At 63.4% G+C, this 20,514-nt stretch carries 20 protein-coding genes; 18 read left to right on the plus strand and 2 right to left on the minus strand.

The annotated features are described in order from the left end of the window. Positions 1-154: 154 nt before the first annotated feature. Positions 155-910, minus strand: a complete 756-nt coding sequence (locus AB3G31_RS09190) for a PP2C family serine/threonine-protein phosphatase (protein ID WP_367849880.1) — start codon at positions 908-910, stop codon at positions 155-157. A 153-nt stretch (positions 911-1,063) separates the two neighbouring features. Between AB3G31_RS09190 and AB3G31_RS09195 the strand changes: the two genes are divergently transcribed. Both AB3G31_RS09195 and AB3G31_RS09200 read left to right on the plus strand, forming a co-directional pair. Next, complete coding sequence (locus AB3G31_RS09195) at positions 1,064-1,267, plus strand: YdcH family protein (RefSeq protein WP_295955150.1); 204 nt, start codon at positions 1,064-1,066, stop codon at positions 1,265-1,267. Beyond that, complete coding sequence (locus tag AB3G31_RS09200; RefSeq protein ID WP_367849881.1) at positions 1,267-3,285, plus strand: ATP-dependent DNA helicase; 2,019 nt, start codon at positions 1,267-1,269, stop codon at positions 3,283-3,285. Before AB3G31_RS09195 ends, AB3G31_RS09200 begins: the two co-directional genes overlap by 1 nt. On the opposite strand, the gene AB3G31_RS09205 is transcribed toward AB3G31_RS09200, so the two are convergent. Then, positions 3,248-4,054 carry an outer membrane protein assembly factor BamD gene (locus AB3G31_RS09205; protein WP_367850314.1) on the minus strand — a complete coding sequence of 269 codons (807 nt, stop codon included), beginning with the start codon at positions 4,052-4,054 and terminating at the stop codon, positions 3,248-3,250. The two genes, AB3G31_RS09200 and AB3G31_RS09205, sit on opposite strands and share 38 nt — an antisense overlap. 83 nt (positions 4,055-4,137) lie before the next feature. On the opposite strand from AB3G31_RS09205, the gene AB3G31_RS09210 reads away from it, so the two are divergent. From AB3G31_RS09210 to hflC, 16 genes are all read left to right on the plus strand, one after another. Then, positions 4,138-5,100, plus strand: coding sequence for an RluA family pseudouridine synthase (locus AB3G31_RS09210; protein WP_367850315.1), 963 nt, complete (start codon positions 4,138-4,140; stop codon positions 5,098-5,100). 147 nt (positions 5,101-5,247) lie between these two features. After that, complete coding sequence (gene scpB / locus AB3G31_RS09215) at positions 5,248-5,904, plus strand: SMC-Scp complex subunit ScpB (protein WP_367849882.1); 657 nt, start codon at positions 5,248-5,250, stop codon at positions 5,902-5,904. Next, positions 5,891-7,147: a pseudouridine synthase gene (locus AB3G31_RS09220; protein WP_367849883.1), complete on the plus strand. Its 1,257-nt coding sequence runs from the start codon at positions 5,891-5,893 to the stop codon at positions 7,145-7,147. The genes scpB and AB3G31_RS09220 overlap by 14 nt, the downstream gene beginning before the upstream one ends. 137 nt (positions 7,148-7,284) lie before the next feature. Next, positions 7,285-7,713 carry a nucleoside-diphosphate kinase gene (ndk, locus tag AB3G31_RS09225; RefSeq protein ID WP_367849884.1) on the plus strand — a complete coding sequence of 143 codons (429 nt, stop codon included), beginning with the start codon at positions 7,285-7,287 and terminating at the stop codon, positions 7,711-7,713. Between the two features lie 15 nt (positions 7,714-7,728). Continuing rightward, the gene (rlmN, locus tag AB3G31_RS09230; protein WP_367849885.1) at positions 7,729-8,901 is read left to right on the plus strand and encodes a 23S rRNA (adenine(2503)-C(2))-methyltransferase RlmN; all 1,173 of its coding nucleotides are present in this window, start codon (positions 7,729-7,731) and stop codon (positions 8,899-8,901) included. A 3-nt stretch (positions 8,902-8,904) separates the two neighbouring features. Next, a complete protein-coding gene (pilW, locus tag AB3G31_RS09235; RefSeq protein WP_367849886.1) occupies positions 8,905-9,774 on the plus strand; it encodes a type IV pilus biogenesis/stability protein PilW in 870 nt (289 codons plus the stop codon). Next, positions 9,767-10,624 carry a helix-turn-helix domain-containing protein gene (locus tag AB3G31_RS09240; RefSeq protein ID WP_367849887.1) on the plus strand — a complete coding sequence of 286 codons (858 nt, stop codon included), beginning with the start codon at positions 9,767-9,769 and terminating at the stop codon, positions 10,622-10,624. Before pilW ends, AB3G31_RS09240 begins: the two co-directional genes overlap by 8 nt. Next, positions 10,624-11,901, plus strand: a complete 1,278-nt coding sequence (gene ispG / locus AB3G31_RS09245; RefSeq protein WP_367849888.1) for a flavodoxin-dependent (E)-4-hydroxy-3-methylbut-2-enyl-diphosphate synthase — start codon at positions 10,624-10,626, stop codon at positions 11,899-11,901. Before AB3G31_RS09240 ends, ispG begins: the two co-directional genes overlap by 1 nt. A gap of 80 nt (positions 11,902-11,981) precedes the next feature. Continuing rightward, positions 11,982-13,265, plus strand: coding sequence for a histidine--tRNA ligase (gene hisS, locus AB3G31_RS09250; RefSeq protein WP_367849889.1), 1,284 nt, complete (start codon positions 11,982-11,984; stop codon positions 13,263-13,265). 87 nt (positions 13,266-13,352) lie between these two features. Then, positions 13,353-14,051 carry a YfgM family protein gene (locus AB3G31_RS09255; protein ID WP_367849890.1) on the plus strand — a complete coding sequence of 233 codons (699 nt, stop codon included), beginning with the start codon at positions 13,353-13,355 and terminating at the stop codon, positions 14,049-14,051. 8 nt (positions 14,052-14,059) lie between these two features. Next, on the plus strand, positions 14,060-15,187 hold the full coding sequence (gene bamB / locus AB3G31_RS09260) for an outer membrane protein assembly factor BamB (protein ID WP_367849891.1): 1,128 nt from the start codon (positions 14,060-14,062) through the stop codon (positions 15,185-15,187). 30 nt (positions 15,188-15,217) lie between these two features. Further along, a complete protein-coding gene (der, locus tag AB3G31_RS09265) occupies positions 15,218-16,558 on the plus strand; it encodes a ribosome biogenesis GTPase Der (RefSeq protein ID WP_367849892.1) in 1,341 nt (446 codons plus the stop codon). Between the two features lie 113 nt (positions 16,559-16,671). Beyond that, positions 16,672-16,926: an RNA chaperone Hfq gene (gene hfq / locus AB3G31_RS09270; RefSeq protein WP_295955116.1), complete on the plus strand. Its 255-nt coding sequence runs from the start codon at positions 16,672-16,674 to the stop codon at positions 16,924-16,926. Between the two features lie 106 nt (positions 16,927-17,032). After that, complete coding sequence (hflX, locus tag AB3G31_RS09275; protein ID WP_367849893.1) at positions 17,033-18,202, plus strand: GTPase HflX; 1,170 nt, start codon at positions 17,033-17,035, stop codon at positions 18,200-18,202. Positions 18,203-18,222: 20 nt separating this feature from the next. Continuing rightward, positions 18,223-19,593 carry an FtsH protease activity modulator HflK gene (hflK, locus tag AB3G31_RS09280; protein ID WP_367849894.1) on the plus strand — a complete coding sequence of 457 codons (1,371 nt, stop codon included), beginning with the start codon at positions 18,223-18,225 and terminating at the stop codon, positions 19,591-19,593. 9 nt (positions 19,594-19,602) lie between these two features. Continuing rightward, a complete protein-coding gene (gene hflC / locus AB3G31_RS09285; protein WP_367849895.1) occupies positions 19,603-20,514 on the plus strand; it encodes a protease modulator HflC in 912 nt (303 codons plus the stop codon).

Below are 20,514 nucleotides of genomic sequence, written 5' to 3' on the forward strand. Positions count from 1 at the left end.
GGTGGCGACCGATCCAAGGTCACAGAACCTAAGCGCCTCTCGGGTTCCCCATTTGTGCAACAAATTGGCACTTCACGCTTATTCCATCAGCGTAAGAAGCTATTAAAAATGTAGTATTGAACCGCTGACGATGTCGCGCCGTGCCGATACCCTCCTACAGCGCCCCGATATGCACCACGATCATCGACAGGTTGTCGCCAGTGCCACGTGCCCGGGTGCGGGCGGTTTCCATCAGCAATACGGTGGCCTCCTTGGGGGGCATGCTGCACAGCACCTCGCCGAGCTCGCTCTCGGAAAAGTAATGCCACACACCGTCGCTGCAGGCCATGATGACGTCTCCGGGGCAGACCTGCGGGATGATGTGGATGTCTACCGGCGGGTCGGCTTCGGTGCCCAGGCAGCCCAGCAAAATGTTGGAGTCGGGGTGGCTGTTGGCTTCTTCGGGGGTGATCTCGCCGTGGTCTACCAGTGTTTGCACATAGGAATGGTCCAGAGTGCGCTTTACCAGTTGGGTTTGGTTGTAGTGGTAAATCCGCGAGTCGCCGGTGTGTGCCCAGAAGCATTGGCCCGTTGGCTGGATGACAAACATGGCCGCGGTGCTGTGGGGTTCTTCTTCGGCCGAGATGGCCGTGAGCTTGATGACCAGGTGGGCTTCTTCGATGATGTGCTTGAGCATGCTGGGCGCATCGTCGGTGTAGGGGTCGAAGCGTTCAAATAGCTGCTTGGCCGTCATCATGACCTGGTCGGAGGCTTTGCGGCCACCGCTGCGTCCGCCCATGCCGTCGGCCACCACGCCCAGGATGCAGCCGTTCACGCGCGCATGGCTGATCAGCGCCAGCTGGTCTTGCTGGTAGTCGCGATCGCCCTTGTGCAGGCCCGTCGAAGCCGTAATCTTGAAACCTGGGGTCATGCTGCAATGCTTCGCTGGTGGTTGGCGCAAATGGCGCGGCTCATAATGGCAAACCCCAGTTTATCCCCTGCGGCTTGCCTCCTAACTTTCATGGACTCGGGTGCAGAGCACCCCGAGCCACGAAAGTTGTTTCACGTTACCTAGACCACTGCCTTGACTGCCAATCTCCATTCCCCTGAACGCCAACTGATCGAGCTGCGCATGGAGCACGCCGACCTGGATGCCACGATCGACTACCTGGTCGAGCACAAGCCGCTGGACGAATTGATGCTGCAGCGCCTGAAAAAGCGCCGCCTGGCCCTGCGCGACAAGATTTCGCGCCTGGAAATGGCCCTGGACCCCAAAGAGCCCGCCTGATGGATCTGCAAAGCCAGGTGCGCGAGGCGTTTGCGCCGCAGGGCGCGTTGGCCCGCACGGCCGACCACTTCCAGCCCCGGCAAGGGCAGCTGGACATGGCCTTGGCGATCGGCCGCACCATAGAGGAGGGCGGTGTGCTGGTGGTCGAGGCGGGTACCGGGGTGGGCAAAACCTTTGCCTACCTGGTGCCGGCACTGCTCAGCGGCGAGCGGGTGCTGCTGTCCACCGCCACCAAAACCTTGCAGGACCAGCTTTTTGGCCGTGATTTGCCGGGCTTGTTGACGGCCCTGGGCTTGCCGCTGCGCACGGCGCTGCTCAAAGGGCGGGGCAGTTATCTGTGCTTGCACCGCCTGGGCCAGGCCCGCTCGGAGCAGCACCATTTTGAGCGCCCCCTGCTGCAAACCCTGGCCCATGTCGAGCAATGGGCGCAGGCCACGCGCAGCGGGGACCTGGCGGAGCTGTCGGATCTGGACGAGCGCTCGCCGCTGGTGCCGCTGGTCACCTCCACCCGCGAAAACTGCCTGGGGGCGCAATGCCCGCAGTTCCGGGCTTGCCATGTGAATCTGGCGCGGCGCGAAGCGCTGGCCGCCGATGTGGTGGTGTTGAACCACCATGTGTTTTTCGCCGATCTGGCGGTGCGCGAGTCCGGCATGGCCGAGCTGCTGCCCACGGCCCGCATTACCATTTTTGACGAGGCGCACCAGCTCAACGAAACCGGCGTGCAGTTTCTGGGCACCCACCTCAGCACCGGCCAATGGCTGGACTTTGGCCGCGACATGCTGGCCGCGGGCTTGCAGCAGGCGCGCGGTCTGGTGGACTGGCAACAGGTGGTGTTGGCGCTGGAGCGGGCGGTGCGCGAGCTCCGCCTGGTGGTCGGCAAGCTGCCTGCGGGCAGCAAACTGCGCTGGTCGGGCGCGGCACCCGATGAGGTGCCGGAGGCGCTGTGGAGCGACGCCATGGCCGACGTGGTGGCGGCCCTGCGGCAGGCGATTACGGCGCTGGACACCGTGACCGAGCTGTCTCCCGACTTCGTGCGCCTGCATGCCCGCGCCGTGGGTTTGTCCGAGCGCGTGCAGCAGTTTGCCGAGGCCTGTGAACCGGCATCGGTGCGCTGGCTGGATGTGGGCCAGCAGCTGCGCCTGACCGAATCGCCGCTGGACATCGCCCAGGCGGTGCAAACCCGCTTGCTGGCACCTACCGAGGGCGCGCGGGCCAAGTCCTGGGTATTTACCTCGGCCACCCTGGGCGACGATGCACGCCTGGCCTGGTTTACCGAGCGCTGTGGCCTGCAGGACGCCACCTGTTTGCGGGTGGAGAGCCCGTTTGATTACGCCGCCCAGGCCGCGCTGTATGTGCCGCGCCATCTGCCCAAGCCCAGCGACCCGTCGCACAGCGCGCAGGTGGCGGCTCTGGCGATTGCGTCGGCCCGGCAACTGGGCGGACGCACCATGGTGTTGACCACCTCGCTGCGCGCTCTGCGCACCATTGGCGACAGTATGCAGGCTGCATTGGCAGGCAGCGCGGAGATCGAGGTGCTGGTGCAGGGCCAGTGGCCCAAGCGGCGCTTGATGGAGCGTTTGCGCCAGGGCGGTGCGGACGGCCTGCCGGGATGCGTGCTGGTGGCGTCGGCCTCCTTTTGGGAGGGGGTGGACGTGCCGGGCGAGATGCTCCAGCTGGTCATCATCGACAAGCTGCCGTTTCCGGCGCCCAACGACCCGGTGGTGGAGGCGCGCACCCAGCGCATCGAGGCCGAGGGCGGCAGCCCCTTCATGGATTACTTTGTGCCCGAGGCGGCGGTGGCGCTCAAGCAGGGCGCGGGCCGTCTGATACGGCACGAGTCCGACCGGGGGGTACTGGTGGTGTGCGACACCCGGCTGGTGGCCATGGGCTATGGCAAGCGCATCCGTGCGGCGCTGCCCCCCATGCGGGTGCTAAAGACCGAGGCAGAGTTTCAAGAAGCCCTGGAGGGCCTGCGTCCGGCTACCACAACTTCCACCATGGCGAGTCCTTCGCCTTGAAGCCGTTGGCGGAGTACTCGCTGTTGGGGTAATTCAGGGTCAAGACCCGCTGGGTGTCGTCGCGCAGCTGGGTCATGCCCAGGGCATCGTACGACTTGACCATGATGTACAAGGCTTCTTCCACGGCGGGCACATTGCTGTAGTCGGCCAAGGTGGCCTGGGCGCGGTTAATGGCGGCCACATAGGCACCCCGGCTGTAGTAGTAGCGTGCCACGTGCACTTCGTACTTGCCCAGCGAATTCACGATGTAGACCATGCGTTGGCGGGCATCGGGGGTGTAGCGCGAATCCGGGAAGCGGGTGGTCAGTTCCTTGAAGGACTCAAAAGATTCCTTGGCGGCTTTTTGGTCGCGTTCGGACAGGTCTTGGCGGCTCAGGAACGAAAACAGGCCCAGGTCTTCGTTGAAGTTGATGATGCCCTTGAGGTACAGGGCGTAATCCAGGGCGGAACTGGACGGGTGGAGTTTGATGAAGCGGTCCAGGGTGGCCAACGCCTGGGCTTTGTCGCCGGTCTTGTAGTAGGCGTAGGCTTTTTCGATCTGCGCTTGCTGGGCCAGGGGCGTACCTGCAGCGCGGCCTTCAAGCTTTTCATACAGGCTCACGGCCTTGTCGAACGACCCGGAGGTCATTTCGTCTTTGGCCTCCGAATAAATCTTGTTCGGGCTCCAGCCAATGGTTTTATCGGCTTCTACCGTAGCGCAGGCTGACAGGAGCGCTGCAATACCGACCGCCAAGAGGCTGGGGAACACCGATAATCTAGAACGAAACATCACTGGCTACTTTCTTGAAACTAAGCGATTTGATTATATCGACCGACCCCGCAGCCGAAGAGCTGGCCGAAAACGCGCCGGAGATGGCGGAATCCGGCCTGGATTCTGTCCTGGAGAGCGAGCTGCGCCCCCTTGCCATCACCGAAGCGCAGCATGGCGGGCGGCTGGACCGCGCGCTGGTGGACCTGGTGCCCGAGTTTTCGCGCAGCTATTTGCAGCAGCTGATCGAGTCGGGGGCGGTGACCTTGCAGGGTCGCCTGGCCACCAAGCCGTCGGCCAAGGTGCGGGCGGGCGAGGTCGGCACGATTGAGTTGCGCCCTACCTTGCAAAGCCAGGCCTTCAAACCCGAGGCCATGGTGCTGGACGTGGTGTTTGAAGATGAACACCTGCGCGTCATCCACAAACCGGCCGGCCTGGTGGTGCACCCGGCGCCGGGCAACTGGAGCGGCACCTTGCTCAACGGCCTGCTGGCGCGCGACGTGCAGGCCCAGATGCTGCCACGGGCCGGCATTGTCCACCGCCTGGACAAAGACACCAGCGGCCTGATGGTGGTGGCGCGCACCCGGGCTGCCATGGACGCCTTGGTGGCGCTGATTGCGGCGCGCGAGGTGAGCCGCCAGTACCTGGCCTTGGCGCACAAGCCCTGGACCGGTTCTGTCCATCGCACTGTTGAGCTGCCGATTGGCCGTGACCCCCGCAACCGGCTGCGGATGGCCGTGGTGGACCTGGCCACGCAGGGCGGAAAAACGGCGCGGACCGATATCGCCTTGCTGCACAACTTCGACCAGGGCTGTTTGGTGCGCTGCACGCTGCACACCGGCCGCACCCACCAGATCCGGGTGCACATGGCTTCTGCCGGGCACCCCCTGGTAGGTGACGTGGTGTACGGCGGATCTCCGGCCGCGGGGCTGGTGCGGCAGGCCTTGCATGCGACGCAACTGGCGTTTGTGCATCCCATCACCGGCGAGGCATTGAAATTCCATGCGCCGCTGCCCGCCGATATGCGCGCCGCGCTGGCCGGGTGGGGTCTCAGTTACAATGGGTGAAAGCGTTTTGAAGCTCAGGCAGTAGTTCTGACGCTCGCTGGTTTTTGCGACACCCTGCACACAGAGTCCAGGGCTGGCTGCAATTTGAAACCCACGCTATCGATTTTGTGCCGTCCCAGGCATGTTTTCCCGGAATATTGACACACCATGAACACGGCAGAGGCCAAGCGCGTCCTCGAAGCTGCGCTGATTTGCGCGCAGCAGCCCTTGCCTGTGCGCGATATGCGCGTGCTGTTTGAAGACGCGCTGGGTGCCGATACGGTAAAGGCGCTGTTGCTGGACCTGCAAAACGACTGGGCCCAGCGCAGTGTTGAGCTGGTGCAGGTGGCCAGCGGCTGGCGGTTCCAGAGCCGACCCGAAATGCGCGAGTACCTGGACCGCCTGCACCCCGAAAAGCCTCCGCGTTACAGCCGCGCCACCCTGGAGACCCTGGCCATCATTGCCTACCGCCAGCCCGCCACACGGGGTGACATGGAAGAAATCCGCGGTGTCACCATCAGCGCCATGATCATCAAGCAGCTGGAAGACCGGGGCTGGATCGAAGTGATTGGCCACCGCGAAACTGTGGGCCGCCCTGCCTTGTTTGCCACCACCCGGCAGTTTCTGGACGATCTGGGCCTGTCTTCCCTGGACCAGCTGCCGGTGGCAGATGACCCCGTGCAGCGCGCCGAGCTACTGGCATCGCTGACCCGTACCGATGAGCCCACCCTGGTGGAGCTTGCCCCGATTTCCCCGATTCCCCCCGAGGGGCCTACCGAGACGGTGGATACCCCGATAACCGAGATACCCCATGAACACCCCTGAAGCATCTACGCCGCTGCCCCCTCCCGTTGAAACAACCGAAGAGGGCAACCGCTTTCTGGACGTGGTGTCTGGCCAGTTCGATGCCGACGAAGAGGTGCCGGACCTGGCGCCTGCCAAGCGGGTTCTGCTGCCCCAGGCCGAAAGCCCCAAGCTGCACAAGGTGCTGGCCCAGGCCGGCATGGGCTCGCGCCTGGAAATGGAGCAGCTCATCCTGGAAGGCCGTATTTCGGTCAACAACGAGCCCGCGCATATCGGCCAGCGCGTGCAGTTCGGCGACTCCGTCAAGGTCAACGGCAAGCCGGTGCGTTTCCGCATCGAACCGCCGCCGGCCCGTGTGATTGCATACCACAAGCCGGTCGGCGAAGTGGTGACCAACGACGATCCGCAAAACCGGCCTACCGTGTTCCGCCGCCTGCCCAAGTTGTACCAAGGCAAGTGGCAGTCGGTCGGTCGGCTGGATTTGAATACCGAAGGCCTGCTGCTGTTTACCAGCTCGGGTGAGTTGGCCAACCAGCTGATGCACCCGCGTTTTGGCCTGGAGCGGGAGTACGCAGTGCGCGTACTGGGCGCTTTGAACAAGGAAGAAAAGCAGCGCCTGCTCGACGGTGTCAAGCTAGACGACGGCATGGCCTCGTTCGGCAGCATCGAAGAAGGCGGCGGCGAAGGCTCCAACTGCTGGTACCGGGTCACCATCTCCGAAGGCCGCAACCGCGAAGTCCGCCGCATGCTGGAGGCCGTGGGCCACGCCGTGAGCCGACTCATCCGCATCCGCTACGGTGCCATGTTGCTGCCGCGCGGCCTCAAGCGCGGTGGCTGGATGGAGCTGGACGAGCGCGACATCGAGGCGCTGGTCCGGGCGGCCAACAAGGCCCCTGCAGGCGAATTCGACGAACTACCCCGCCAGGCCCGCGCGCCCAGCCACCGCCCGCCCAATCCCCTGGATAAACGGGAAGCGCCCAACCGTACACGCGGTGGCCGCAATACCGGTGGCCGGGGTCCGCGCCCATCGGGAGCCAATGCACCGGCGGTGCCCAACCCTCTGATGACCAACCAGATCGGCGGCAAAGGCCGTGGCCCGGTCCGTAAAGACCCGACCGGCCAGCCCGATCCGATGAAAACTTCGCTGGGCTATATCGGTGCCGACAGCCTGGCGCGCCAACGCAAGGAGCCGAACCAGGGTGGGCCACGGCGTGGCGGCAGTGGTGGCGGCAATGGCGGCCGCAGCGGTGGCCGTAACCGTTAAGGGGCGAACCAGGCGGTGCAATCGCCTACACCACGGCGGCCTATTCGTAAAGAGGACATGCTGCCGGGTTAAACTCGCAGGCTTTGCTTAGTTGGCAAAATTTCAATAAAACCCCATTTCTGAATCTAGGAAAAATTATGGCTATCGAACGCACACTCTCCATCATCAAGCCCGACGCCGTCGCCAAGAACGTCATCGGCCAGATTTACGCCCGTTTTGAAGCTGCTGGCCTGAAGGTCATCGCTGCCCGCATGGCGCATCTGTCGCGCGGCGAAGCCGAAGCGTTCTACGCTGTGCACGCTGCCCGTCCTTTCTTCAAGGACCTGGTGGAGTTCATGATCTCCGGTCCCGTGATGATCCAGGCCCTGGAAGGCGAAAACGCCATCCTGAAGAACCGTGACCTGATGGGCGCTACCGACCCGAAGAAGGCTGACGCCGGCACCATCCGCGCCGACTTCGCCGACAGCATCGACGCCAACGCCGTGCACGGCTCTGACGCCGCCGAAACCGCCAAGGAAGAAATCGCTTTCTTCTTCGCCGGCATGAACGTTTACGCCGCTAAGTAATTAGCGCTCTATGCAATGACGGCCAACCTGCTCGACTTTGACCTCGACGGCTTGGCCGCGTTTTGCGAACGGCTCGGTGAAAAGCGCTTCCGCGCCACCCAGCTGTTCCGCTGGATCCACCAACGTGGAGCCACCGATTTCGAGCAGATGAGCGATCTGGCCAAGTCCTTGCGCAACAAGCTGGCCACCAGTGCCCATGTGCAGGGCCTGCCGCTCATCAGCCAGCACGCATCCACCGACGGCACCATCAAATGGCTGTTCGATGTGGGCGACGGCAACGCCGTGGAAGCTGTTTTCATTCCCGAAAGCGACCGGGGCACCCTGTGTGTATCGTCCCAGGCGGGCTGTGCCGTAGGCTGCCGCTTTTGCTCTACCGGCCACCAAGGCTTCAGCCGCAACCTCACCACCGGTGAAATCGTTGCGCAGCTCTGGTTTGCCGAACATTTCCTGCGCAAGCACCTCAATACCTCGGAACGCGTCATCTCCAATGTGGTGATGATGGGCATGGGCGAGCCTTTGCAGAACTACAACGCCCTGGTGCCCGCCCTGAAGGTCATGCTGGACGACCACGGCTACGGCCTGTCGCGCCGCCGGGTCACGGTGTCCACCTCGGGCGTGGTGCCGATGATCGACCGGCTGGGCCTGGATTGCCCCGTCGCTCTGGCCGTCTCGCTGCACGCACCCAACGATGCGCTGCGCGACAACCTGGTGCCGCTGAACAAAAAGTACCCGCTGGCCGAGTTGCTCGAGTCTTGCAACCGCTACCTGGCGCACGCGCCGCGCGACTTCATCACCTTTGAATACTGCATGCTGGACGGCGTGAACGACCAACCCGAGCATGCGCAGCAGCTGATTGCCCTGGTGCAGCAGTACCGCCAGCCCGGCGTGTGGTGCAAGTTCAACCTGATTCCGTTCAACCCCTTCCCCGCCTCCGGCCTGCTGCGCTCGCCCATGGCCCGCGTGACGGCGTTTGCCAAGATGCTCAGCGATGCTGGCATCATCACCACGGTGCGCAAGACCCGGGGCGACGATATCGATGCCGCCTGCGGACAGCTTGCAGGCGATGTGAAAGACCGCACCCAGGTCGTCAAGCGCATGGCGCAGCAACGGGTGGTGATGATGGCGCAGGTTCCGGCGGTGGCTCCGGCAGTGGCAGACGATTCTGCCCACCACATTAAAGGGGCTTGAGGCATGCAAAAAATTCTGTGCACTACGGTGCTGGTCCGGCTGTTGGCGGGTCTTTCCTTGTTGGTGGGCTTGCAGGCCTGCACCACCACAACCACTACCACCAGCACGGCCAACAGCAGCACGGTGAGTACGCCGACACCCCGGGCCACCCCGGCTCCGCTATCGCAGGGTGAACTGCTCACCGATTCGGATGAACCCGAGGCCCGCAAGCGCGCCCGCACCCGCATGCAGCTCGCCGTGGCCTATTTTGAGCAGGGCCAGACCACCGTGGCACTGGACGAATTGAAGCAGGCCCTGGTGATCGACCCGTCGTTCTCGGATGCCTACAACCTGCGTGGCCTGATCTACATGCGCCTGAGCGACCTGCGTCTGGCCGAAGACAGTTTTCGCCGCGCATTGGCCACCAACCCGCGCGAGCCCAACACCCTGCACAACTACGGCTGGCTGATGTGCCAGCAGGGCCGCTACCCCGAGTCGATCCAGATGTTCGAGCAGGCGCTGGCCAACCCCACGTATGGAGCGCGTTCCAAGACCTGGATGGCCGAGGGCCTGTGCCAGCAACGCGCCGGTCTGCTGCCCGAGGCCGAACGCAACCTGGCCCGCGCCTACGAGCTGGACGCGGGCAACCCCATCATTGCTTACAACCTCTCCAACCTGCTGTTCCAGCGCGGTGAGTGGTTGCGGGCACAGTTCTACATCCGCCGCTTGAACAATTCCGAGCTGGCCAATGCCGAGTCCCTGTGGCTGGGCATCAAGGTCGAACGCCGCATGGAAAACCGCGAAGCCATGCTGCAACTGGTGGACCAATTGAAAAAGCGTTTTGGCCAGTCGCGTGAGCTGGCCGCATATGACAGAGGGGCATTTGATGAGTGAGCCAGTGGGGCAGGTAGGAATGGCGCAGAACCCGGGGGCGGACACCGCCGCTTCCGCAGTGGAGGCTGGCGGTTTGTTGCGCCAGGCGCGCGAAGCCACGGGCCTGCACGTCGCCGCCCTGGCCGTGTCGTTAAAGGTGCCGGTCAACAAGCTCGAAGCCCTGGAAGCCGGGCGCATCGACCTGCTACCCGACCTGACCTTTGCGCGGGCGCTGGCCGCCAGCGTTTGCCGTTCACTCAAGATGGACCCCACCCCGGTGTTGGCGCATTTTCCGGCCACGGGTGTGTCCCGGCTGGGGGCGCAGGCCCCGTCTGTCAACACGCCGTACCGCCCCGCAGGCTCGGGCCCGCGCCTGTCGTTTCGCACCCAGGTGCTGAGTCCGTCGGTGCTGGCAGTGGCGGCCTTGCTGGTGGCCGCTGTGGCGGTGGCGTTGTGGCCCAAATCGCCCGATGGCAGCAAAGACGCGGTGGGCGTGCTGGCCCCCGGCGCAGAAGCCACTGAGCCGGTGGTGGCGCCCGTGCCCATGGCCGATACCTCTGAACCGGTGCCGGTGGCCGCGCCTGTGGAGCCGGTCGTTGTGCCGCCAGTCGCTGCGGTGGCCGCCACACCCGAGTCCCAGTCGGTGGTGTTGAAGGCCCAGTTCGAGTCCTGGGTCAAGGTCACCGACGCCAAAGGCGTCGTTAGCGTGGGCCGCACCCTCAAGGCCGGTGAAACGGTCGAAGTGACAGGGCCGTTCCCCATGGCCGTGGTGGTGGGGCGTGTGGATGCCGTGCAACTGCAGGTGCGCGGCCAGCCTTATGACATGGCGGCTTTCCCCAAAGACCGTGTCGCCCGTTTCGAGGTGAAATGATGCACCCAGCCCTGGATTTTTCGACCCCGATCGACGCCTCCGCACCCCGCGTACGTACCACCTACCAGGCCCATGTGCGCTGGGGTGCGCGTGACGTCACTGTGGGCGGTGATGCGCCGGTGCGGGTGCAGTCCATGACCAACACCGACACCGTGGATGCCATCGGCACCGCCATCCAGGTCAAGGAGCTGGCGCTGGCGGGCTCGGAGATGGTGCGCATCACCGTCAACACCCCCGAAGCCGCCCAGGCCGTGCCCTACATCCGCGAGCAGCTCGACCGCATGGGCATCGACGTGCCCCTGGTCGGCGACTTCCACTACAACGGCCACCGCCTGCTGACCGACTTCCCGGCGTGCGCCGAAGCCTTGTCCAAATACCGCATCAACCCCGGCAACGTGGGCAAGGGCGATAAGCGCGACCGCCAGTTCGGCCAGATGATCGAGGCCGCCGTGCGCTGGAAAAAAGCCGTGCGCATCGGCGTCAACTGGGGCAGCCTGGACCAGGAGCTGCTGGCCGGCCTGATGGACGAAAACAGCCGCCGCGCCGAGCCCTGGGACGCCAAGCCGGTGATGTACCAGGCGCTGATCACCTCGGCCATCGAATCCGCCCGCCTGGCCGAAACCATGGGCTTGCCGCCCGAGCAAATCATTCTGTCGTGCAAGGTCAGCGGTGTGCAGGACCTGATTTCGGTCTACCGCGGGCTGGCCCAGCGTTGCCGTTACGCCCTGCACCTGGGCCTGACCGAGGCCGGCATGGGCACCAAGGGCACGGTGGCCTCCAGCGCCGCCCTGGCCGTGCTGCTGCAAGAAGGCATTGGCGACACCATTCGCGTCTCGCTCACGCCCCAGCCCGGCGAGGCCCGCACCCAGGAAGTGGTGGTCGCGTCGGAGATTCTGCAGTCGCTGGGCCTGCGCAGTTTTGTGCCCAGCGTCACCGCCTGCCCCGGCTGTGGCCGCACCACCAGCACCACCTTCCAGGAACTGACCAAGCAGATCGACGACTTCCTGCGTGCCCAGATGCCCGTCTGGCGTGAGCAGTACCCCGGTGTCGAGGCCATGAAGGTGGCGGTGATGGGCTGCATCGTCAACGGCCCCGGCGAAAGCAAGCATGCCGACATCGGCATCAGCCTGCCTGGCACCGGTGAAGCGCCCGCTGCGCCGGTCTACATCGACGGCGAGAAGAACGTCACCCTGCGCGGCGACAACATCGCTCAGGAATTCCAGGTGATCGTCGAAAACTACATCGCCAAGCGCTTTGGCAGCCCGGTCGGGGCTTAAGCAAGAATTTATAAGAAATCGGCTGCCACCGCTTATTCAATCAGCGTGAGCAGCTATTAAAACTATAGTAAATTAGATTTATGGCTGACAAAATCAGTGCCGTCAAAGGCATGAACGACATACTGCCGCCCGACTCTGCGCGTTGGGAGTGGCTGGAGGACAAGGTCCGTACGCAGATGGCGCGCTCGGCCTACCGCATGGTCCGTACGCCCATCCTCGAGCCCACGGCGCTGTTTGTGCGCGGCACTGGCGAAACCACCGATATCGTCGAAAAGGAGATGTACTCCTTTGAAGACCGCCTCAACGGCGAGCAGCTCACCCTGCGCCCCGAAAACACCCCCGGCGTGGTGCGCGCCGCCATCCAGCACAACCTCACCTACGATGGTGGCAAGCGCCTGTACTACATGGGCCCGATGTTCCGCCACGAGCGGCCCCAGCGTGGCCGCTACCGCCAGTTCTACCAACTCGGTGCCGAGGCCCTGGGCTTTGCCGGCCCCGAGGTGGATGCCGAGCTGATGCTGCTGGCCAACGACGTGCTGGCCGGTCTGGGCCTGCGCAATGTGCGGGTCGAGATGAATAGTCTGGGTGTGCCCGCCGAGCGCCAGGCCCACCGCGCCGCGCTGATCACTTACTTCGAGCAGCACCGCGACCTGCTGGATGCCGATGCCCAGCGCCGCCTGCTGACCAATCCGCTGCGCATCCTGGATACCAAGAACCCCGCCATGCAGGCCCTGGTGCAAGACGCGCCGCAGCTGCTCAGCTACCTGGGAGACGCCTCGCGCAAGCACCTGGACACCGTTCAAAGCCTGCTGACCGCCTGCGGTGTGCAGTGGACCATCAACCCGCGCCTAGTGCGCGGCCTGGATTACTACAGCCACACCGTATTCGAGTTCATCACCGACGAGCTGGGCGCCCAGGGCACGCTGTGCGGAGGAGGGCGCTACGACGGCCTGTTCGAGCTGCTGGGTGGCAAACCCACCCCCGCGGTGGGCTGGGGCATGGGTATCGAGCGCGTGCTGGAACTCATCAAGGAGCAGGGCGCCGAGCTGCCCGCCCTGGTGGCCGATGCCTACGCCGTGGTGCCCGATGCCGCCGCCTTGCCGGTAGCCATGCAAACTCTCCAGGCCCTGCGCCGCGCTGGCGTGCAGGTGCAGATGCACGCAGGTGCCAGCGAGGGCATGGGCAGCATGAAGTCGCAGCTCAAGAAGGCCGACGGCAGCGGGGCCCGGTACGCGCTGATCTTTGGGGCCGACGAGCTGGCGCAAAACCTGGTGCTGGTGAAATCCCTGCGCGACGGCAGCGGGGTGCAAACCACCCAGGCCCTCGCCGACGTGGCCGTGTGGGCCGCCACCCTACAATCGTAAATTCGACTACAACAGGACTTACGCAAGTTCCCCCTGTAAGCCCGCAGGGCGGTACTGGGGCGCTGCGTAAGTCCTATACAAAAACCTATGGCAAACCACCTCGACCTTGAAGAACAAGAACAGCTTGACGAACTCAAAGCCTTCTGGAACCGCTTCGGCAACCTGATCACCTGGGCGCTGATCGTGGTGCTGGCCGGGTTTGCGGGCTGGAACGGCTACCAGTACTGGCAGCGCAGCCAATCCGCCCAGGCTGCCGCCCTGTATGACGAGGTAGACCGCGCCGCCAAGGCCGGGGACACCGCCCGGATAGAGCGCGCCTTTGGCGACATGAAAGACAAGTTCGGCCGCACCACGTTTGCCCAGCAAGCTGGTTTGCTGGCCGCCAAAACCCTGTACGACAAAGGCAATGTCGATGCCAGCAAAGCCGCACTGACCTGGGTGGCCGAGCAATCGTCCGAAGACGGCTACCAGCCTGTGGCGCGTCTGCGCCTGGCCAGCGTGCTGCTGGAAGCCAAGTCCTACGACGAAGCCATGAAGCAGCTGTCCGGCAGCTTCCCGAAAGAATTCGAGCCCCTGGTGGCCGACCGCAAGGGCGACGTGTTCGCCCTGCAAGGCAAAAAAGCCGAGGCGATTGCCCAGTACAAAGCCGCCTACACCGGTCTGGACGAGCGTGACGACTACCGCCGCATCGTCGAAATCAAGCTCAACAGCCTGGGCGTGGACCCCCGTCCTGCCACCCCTGTGGTTGCCGCCGCCAGTCCTGTCACCGTAGAAATCAAAAAATAATGAAAAATATGCCTTCTGTGCAGATTCTGCGCGCGTCAGCAGCTAGTTTTTTGATAGCGGCTTTGGCGGCCTGCTCCAGCACGCCCGACAAGCCTAAACCCGCCGATCTGCCCGCCAATGTGTCTCTGCTGGGCGTACGCCAGGCCTGGAGCGCCAAGCTGGGCGATGTGAGCTTCCCGTTGACCACCAGCGTGAGTGGCAACACAGTGGCCGTGGCCAGCAACAACGGCACCCTGCTGGCGCTGGATGGCGCCACGGGCCGCGAACTGTGGCGTGCTTCGGTGGGCGCGCCGCTGTCGGCAGGGGTGGGCAGCGATGGCAAGGTCACCGCCGTCGTAACCCGTGAAAACGAAGTCGTCGCGCTGGAGGCGGGCCGGGTGCTTTGGCGCCAGCGCCTGGGCGCACAAACCTATACCGCGCCCTTGGTGGCCGGTGGCCGGGTTTTCTTGCTGGCAGCAGACCGTTCGGTGGCCGCATTTGATGGCCAGACCGGACGCCGACTCTGGAACCAGCAGCGCACGGGCGAGGCCCTGGTGCTGGGCCAGTCCAGCGTCTTGCTGGCGGTGGGCGACACCCTGGTGGCGGGTATGTCGGGCCGCCTGGTCGGCATGAACCCAGCCAATGGCAGCACCCGCTGGGAGGCCGCGATTGCCGCACCCCGCGGCACCAACGAAGTCGAGCGCCTGGTGGATCTGGTCGGCAGCGTCAGCCGTGTCGGCAACGTGGTGTGCGCCCGCGCATTCCAGTCGGCGGTAGGCTGCGTGGATGCCCAGTCGGGTCGTTTGCTGTGGACCAAGCCCGCTCTCTCCTCGGAAGGTGTGGGTGGCAACGACACTGCGGTTTTTGGCACCGAAGGCGATGGCAATGTGCTGGCCTGGAGCCGTGTGGACGGCGAACGCCTGTGGTCTTCCGAGCGCTTGCGCTACCGTACTTTGTCGGCACCGTTGGCCGTGGGTCGCTCGGTGGTGGTGGGCGATGGCTCGGGTCTGGTACATTTCCTGTCCCGCGAAGACGGGTCTGCCTTGACCCGTATGCCCACCGACGGCTCCGCCATCGCGGCCGATCCCGTGCTTGCGGGCAACACGGTGGTTGTGGTTACCCACAACGGCGGTGTGTTTGGCTTCCAGCCTGAATAACTATTTGCGTCAGCCGATCTGCGCCATCCTATGAAACCAGTTTTGGCCTTAGTCGGTCGCCCCAATGTGGGCAAATCAACCCTTTTCAACCGCCTCACCAAGACGCGGGACGCCATCGTGGCGGACTTTGCCGGTCTGACCCGCGACCGCCACTACGGCAATGGCCGCCAGGGCAAGCACGAGTACATCGTGATTGACACCGGCGGTTTCGAGCCCGATGCGGACAGCGGCATTTACAAGGAAATGGCCAAGCAGACCCGCCAGGCCGTGGCCGAAGCCGATGTGGTGATTTTTGTGGTCGATGCCCGGGGCGGCTTGTCGGCGCAAGACCACGATATCGCCAAATACCTGCGCCGTCTGGGCAAGCCCTGCATTTTGACGGCCAACAAGGCCGAGGGCATGACCGAAGGCCACCAACTGATCGAGTTCTTTGAGTTGGGCCTGGGCGCGGTGTACCCGATTTCTGCCGCACACGGTCAGGGCATCCGCGACCTGGTTGATCTGGCGCTGGCCCCGTTGAACCTGGCCGATCCGGACGAGGAAGCCGAGGAGGAAGACATCGGTGTGACCAAACTGGCCGTGGCCGGTCGCCCCAATGTGGGCAAGTCCACCCTGATCAACACCTGGCTGGGCGAAGAGCGCCTGGTGGCCTTCGACATGCCTGGCACCACCCGCGATGCCATCAGCGTGCCCTTCGAGCGCAACGGCCACAAGTTCGAGCTGATCGATACGGCCGGTTTGCGCCGCAAGGGCAAGGTCTTTGAAGCCATCGAGAAGTTCTCGGTGGTCAAGACCCTGCAGGCGATCGAGACCTGCCACGTGGTACTGCTGCTGATCGACGCCACCCAGGGCGTGACCGACCAGGATGCCCACATTGCGGGCTATATCCTGGAAAGCGGCCGCTCGGTGGTGCTGGCCATCAATAAATGGGATGCGGTGGATGCCTACCAGCGCCAGTTGGTGATGCGTTCCATCGAGACGCGCCTGGCCTTTTTGAAGTTTGCCTCGATGCACTTCATTTCTGCCATCAAGCGCCAGGGCCTGGGGCCACTATGGGCCTCGATCCTGCAAGCCCACCAGGCGGCCATGTGCAAGATGTCCACCCCGGTGCTGACCCGCCTGCTGCTGGAGGCCACGGCTTTCCAGAGCCCGCAGCGCGCCGGGATGTTCCGCCCCAAATTGCGCTACGCGCACCAAGGTGGCATGAACCCGCCGATCATCATCATCCATGGCAATTCGCTGGAGCATGTGACCGAGGCCTACAAGCGCTTCCTGGAGGGACGCTTCCGCAAGGCCTTCAATCTGACGGGTACGCCGCTGCGTATCCAGATGAAGTCGGCGGCGAATCCTTATTCCGGCAAAGACGATTGAGGTCGTTAAGTCTCCGCAATTCAATGGGGGCTTCCCTTATTTTTGGGTAAGTGTCGGTAACGCTGTGGTAAGGTCTGGCACTTCTTTAACCTCTTCACAACACGGAGAATATCGTGAGCAATAAAGGGCAGCTTCTTCAAGACCCATTTCTCAATACTTTGCGCCGTGAGCATGTACCCGTGTCGATTTACCTCGTCAACGGCATCAAGCTCCAAGGCCAGATTGAGTCTTTTGACCAGTACGTTGTGCTCTTGCGCAACACCGTGACCCAAATGGTCTACAAGCACGCCATCTCCACCATCGTCCCCGGTCGCGCAGTCAATTTCTCGGCTGCAGACGACACGACGGCGGCAGAGCCAGCGGCTTGATTCGCAGGCCATCCTCTTGGTGGTCGGATGCACTTGCGGTATCCGACCCACCACAGCCTCCTTCCCTTACCGGCTTTCCGATTTGAGTTCTGCTGATACTCCTGACATGCCACTGGCCATTCTGGTCGGCGTTGATCTAGGCACTCCCCATTTTGACAAAGAGCTCGAAGAGCTCGGCTTGCTGGCCGAAACGGCTGGCATGCGCGTGGTGGCCCGCATCACCTGCAAGCGCCAGGCACCCGATGCGGCCCTGTTTGTCGGCAGCGGCAAAGCCGACGAAATCAAGCTTCTGGCGCAAATGCATGGCGCGACCGAGATTTTGTTCGACCAAAGCCTCAGTCCGGCCCAGCAGCGCAACCTGGAACGCCACTGCGAGCTGCCGGTTAACGACCGGACCATGCTGATCCTGACCATCTTTGCCCAGCGCGCCCGCAGCCATGAAGGCAAGTTGCAGGTCGAACTGGCGCGCTTGCAGTACCTGAGCACCCGGCTGGTGCGGCGCTGGTCCCATCTGGAGCGGCAAAGCGGCGGTATCGGCATGCGCGGCGGCCCCGGCGAAAAGCAGATCGAGCTGGACCGCCGCATGCTGGGCGAATCCATCAAACGCACCAAAGAGCGCTTGGCCAAAGTGGTGAAGCAACGCAGCACCCAACGCCGCCAACGCGCCCGCCGCGATGCCTTCACGATCTCGCTGGTGGGCTACACCAACGCGGGCAAATCCACACTGTTCAATGCCTTGGTGAAGGCCCGCGCCTACACCGCAGACCAGCTGTTTGCCACGCTGGATACCACCACCCGCCAGCTCTATCTGGGCGAGGCTGGGCGCTCGGTGTCGCTGTCAGACACCGTGGGTTTCATCCGCGACCTGCCGCACGGCCTGGTGGATGCCTTCCGCGCCACACTGCAAGAGGCCGCCGATGCCGACTTGCTACTGCATGTGGTGGACGCCTCCAACCCGAATTTTCCTGAGCAGATGGCCGAAGTGGCCTTGGTGCTGCGCGAGATTGGCGCTGCCGATGTGCCCCAGTTATTGGTATTTAACAAGCTGGATGCCCTTGATAAAGCCCGTTGGCCGCTCCAACTGCAAGACATGTTCGAGGTGGACGGCCAGCCGGTGCCCCGGATATTTTTAAGTGCCCAGAGCGGTGAGGGCCTGCCTGCGCTGCGCCAGAAACTGTCAGAGCTGGCAATCGCCAAAACGCCTATTGCCGAATCAGAGGTGCAATCCCCTGAGTGGCATGAGGAAGCTGCCCGATTGGGCACAATAGACGAATGACAACCAAGAGACTTGCGCGAATGAATCTCAACTTACGGGCCTTTAGTTTGGCCGCCTTGCCGGGTCGCATCCGGGGCATGTTCAATCTGAACGATCCCCGCTGGGGCCGTGGTGACGACAAGTCGGATGCCGACGCACCACCCAAGGCGGATGAGCCCGCCAAAAACACGCCCAACAAAGGCCAGGGTCCCAACCAGGGTCCGCCGGATCTGGACGAACTGTGGCGCGATTTCAACCGCAAGTTGGGCGGCCTGTTTGGTGGCGTCAAGGGCGGCCAGCGTCCAAATGGCAACAACGGTGGCAGCAATGGTGGTTCTGGCGGCGGCTTCCAGCCCGACATGAAGAGCGCCGGTATCGGCGTGGGTCTGATCGCCGCCGTGGTGGTGCTGATCTGGCTGGGCACCGGCTTCTTCATCGTGCAAGAAGGCCAGCAGGCCGTGATCACCCAGTTTGGTAAATACAAGTCGACCGTGGGTGCCGGTTTCAACTGGCGCCTGCCGTACCCCATCCAACGCCATGAGCTGGTGTTTGTGACACAGATCCGCTCGGTCGATGTGGGGCGCGACTCCATCATCAAGGCCACCGGCCTGCGCGAATCGGCCATGCTGACCGAAGACGAAAACATCGTCGAAATCAAGTTCGCCGTGCAATACCGCCTGAGCAATGCCCGCGCTTTCCTGTTTGAAAGCAAGGACCCCACCGGTGCGGTGGTGCAGGCGGCCGAAACCGCAGTGCGCGAAGTGGTGGGCAAGATGAAGATGGATTCGGCCCTGGCCGATGAGCGCGACCAGATCGGCCCGCGCGTGCGCACCCTGATGCAAACCATTCTGGACCGCTACAACGTCGGTATCGAGGTGGTCGGCATTAACATGCAGCAAAGCGGCGTACGCCCACCCGAACAGGTGCAGGCTGCATTTGACGATGTGCTCAAAGCCGGCCAGGAACGCGAGCGCGCCAAGAACGACGCGCAAGCCTATGCCAACGACGTGGTGCCCCGTGCGGTGGGTTCCGCCTCGCGCCTGAAAGAAGAGTCCGAAGCCTACAAGGCCCGTATCGTGGCCCAGGCTGACGGTGATGCCCAACGTTTCCGCTCGGTGCTGGCCGAATACCAAAAGGCCCCGCAGGTGACCCGCGACCGCATGTACCTGGACACCATGCAGCAGGTTTACGGCAACGTGACCAAGGTGCTGGTGGACTCACGCCAGGGTTCCAACCTGCTGTACCTGCCCCTGGACAAAATCATGCAAATGTCGGCCCAGACAGGAGCGGCTGCCGCGGCGCCTGCAGACCCGTCTGCCGCTGTACCGGTGGCACCTGCTGCGCCCGCAGCTTTGTCCAACGATGCCCGTTCGCGCGATATTTCGCGCTCGCGTGACCGCGACGTACGCTAGGAGAATGTTTTGAACAGAATTGGTTTTATTGGGTCTTCCTTGCTGGTGGTGCTGGCGCTGCTGAGCTCGATGTTGTTTGTGGTGGACCAGCGCCAGTTTGGCGTGGTTTACGCGCTGGGCCAGATCAAGGACGTGATTACCGAGCCGGGCTTGAATTTCAAGCTGCCGCCGCCGTTCCAGAACGTCAGCTACCTCGACAAGCGCCTGCTGACCCTGGACAGCACCGATGCCGAACCCGTGCTGACGGCGGAAAAGCAGCGTGTGGTCATTGACTGGTATGTGCGCTGGCGCATCACTGCCCCGTCGGACTACATCCGTAACGTGGGCCTGGACGAAAACGCCGGTGCCAACCAGCTCAACCGCGTCGTGCGCAATGCCTTCCAGGAAGAAGTCAACAAGCACACCGTGAAAGACCTGCTGTCGCTCAAGCGCGAAGTGCTGATGGCCGACGTGAAGCGCGAAGTGCTGGAAGCCGTGCAAGGTGCCAAGCCCTGGGGTGTGGACGTGGTAGACGTGCGCATTACCCGTGTGGACTACGTGGAAGCCATCACCGAATCGGTGTACCGCCGCATGGAGGCTGAGCGCAAGCGCGTGGCCAACGAGTTGCGCTCCACCGGTGCCGCCGAAGGTGAAAAAATCCGCGCCGATGCCGACAAGCAACGCGAAGTGACGATTGCCAACGCCTACCGCGATGCGCAAAAGATCAAGGGCGAGGGCGATGCCGAGGCTTCGCGTCTGTACGCCGATTCGTTTGGCAAAGATGCGAGTTTTGCGCAGTTCTACCGCAGCCTGGATGCCTACAAGTCCAGCTTCAGCAAGAAGAGCGATGTGATGGTGCTCGACCCATCCTCCGACTTCTTCAAGGCCATGCGTGGCAGTGGCAGTACCGCAAATGCGGTTGCCGCACCGGCCAAGAAATAA

Origin of the sequence: Rhodoferax sp. WC2427 (assembly GCF_040822085.1) — a bacterium.
Taxonomy (GTDB): Bacteria; Pseudomonadota; Gammaproteobacteria; order Burkholderiales; family Burkholderiaceae_C; genus Rhodoferax_B.